The sequence below is a fragment of the Vibrio sp. 779(2023) genome, assembly GCF_033344285.1.
Taxonomy (GTDB): Bacteria; Pseudomonadota; Gammaproteobacteria; order Enterobacterales; family Vibrionaceae; genus Vibrio; species Vibrio alginolyticus.
Genome location: NZ_JAWPOM010000077.1, coordinates 1 through 1585 on the forward strand (window position 1 = coordinate 1; position 1585 = coordinate 1585).

Here is a 1585-nt window from a genome sequence, read left to right on the forward strand (position 1 = left end):
CCAGATACAAAGTGCTGCTTAAGATTTTCAATTCTTAATACTTCTTTGGCCATAACATCCTCTTTTATGACTTGTTCACTTTGCACCAGTTAGCTCGCAAACATGCTGGCATCGATTGGTTTGATATCAATCATCTGCTTAGGTTCGTTGTCCAAGCTTGGCATTAAGCCCATCAAACGTTCCGTGTAAGGGTGCTGCGGATTGTCAAACAGCTCAAAAATCTCCGCTTTTTCGACAATACGACCACCATACATTACCGCAACGTCATCACACACTTCAGCGACTACGCCTAAATCATGGGTAATGAAGATCATTGCCATGCCCGTTTCTTCTTGAAGTTCATTCATAAGTTCAAGGATAGACGCCTGTACCGTTACATCCAGAGCTGTCGTTGGCTCATCACAAATCAAAATATCTGGTTTACATGCGAGTGCCATTGCGATCATCACGCGCTGGCGCATACCACCAGATAGGTTGTGCGGGTATTCGTTGAGGCGCTTTTCTGGCATTGGAATTTTCACTTTAGCCAGCATTTCTACCGCGTAGGATTCACGCTCTTTTTTACCTAACTCAGGACGGTGTAATTCCAACACTTCGCACAGTTGGCGGCCAATGGTATGCACTGGATTCAACGCCGTCATTGGGTCTTGGAAAATGATCGAAATGCGGTCGCCGCGCATGGCGTACATTTCTTCCGCTGGTAGCGACACCAGATTGGTACCTCGGTAGTTAACTTCACCATTGACAATATTGCCGTAAGGCTTTGGCAACAGTCCCATGATGGACATGGAGGTCACGCTCTTACCACTGCCAGACTCACCAACGAGACCGAGCGTTCGTCCTGCACGAACATCAAAGTTCACGCCATGGAGTACTTTTACCGGGCCATCATCCGTGATGAATTCCACTTCGAGATCTTTTACACTCAAAATTACATCGTTTTCCATAACACATCCTTACAGCTTATACGTGTCATCAACGACAACAACCGGTTCAAAGGTTTTACCCGACTTCATCGCTTTCTGGGTTTCTTTCTTCACGTCTTTGTCGATCCAATACGTGCCATCACCGATAATTCCGCCACTGAACAACGCTTCTGTCATTCGATTCATTGGTTTCTCTGGCAATTTCAACCAACGCCAGTGTCCATAACGAACGTAAGGTACCATGTAGCCAGTGACAATCACGTGCGCATCAATAATGTCTCGCTGAATCTCATGACCTAGTTGGATCTTCTTATCCATGTCCATGTTAAAGCGATACGCAATGATCTTTTCATCTAGCTCTGGCGTGCTGTAGTTAGTGAATGAGTTCGTTTGTGGTTTGTTCGCGTTCACGGAATGGAAGTATTCCCAATAAGTTGGGATTTCCGAAGTCCCCATATCAAAGAAAGCAAGTTCGTGTTTTTTCTCACGCACATACTTGAACATCGATGAACCATCAATCAGCTTCAGCTCAATGTCCAACCCTGCCAATTTTGCCTGTTCACGCAAGAAAGCAATACGCGGTGTATGAACTGGAGATGAGTACGTCAATTCAAAGCTCAAACGCTGACCTTTATCATTCACGCGAATACCATCGGAAC

General features: G+C 45.4%; 1 protein-coding gene and 1 pseudogene. Both read right to left on the reverse strand.

Annotation, left to right across the window (positions count from 1 at the left end):
* Positions 1 to 89: 89 nt before the first annotated feature.
* On the reverse strand, positions 90 to 947 hold the full coding sequence (locus tag R8O70_RS25010) for an ABC transporter ATP-binding protein (protein ID WP_005496771.1): 858 nt from the start codon (positions 945 to 947) through the stop codon (positions 90 to 92).
* 9 nt (positions 948 to 956) lie between these two features.
* Positions 957 to 1585 (reverse strand): annotated as a pseudogene (locus R8O70_RS25015) (ABC transporter substrate-binding protein); the annotation flags it as partial.

What these genes read in the sequence shown, in the direction of transcription:
- R8O70_RS25010 (WP_005496771.1), bottom strand. Translation starts at nt 947, where the DNA reads ATGGAAAACGATGTAATTTTGAGTGTAAAAGATCTCGAAGTGGAATTC.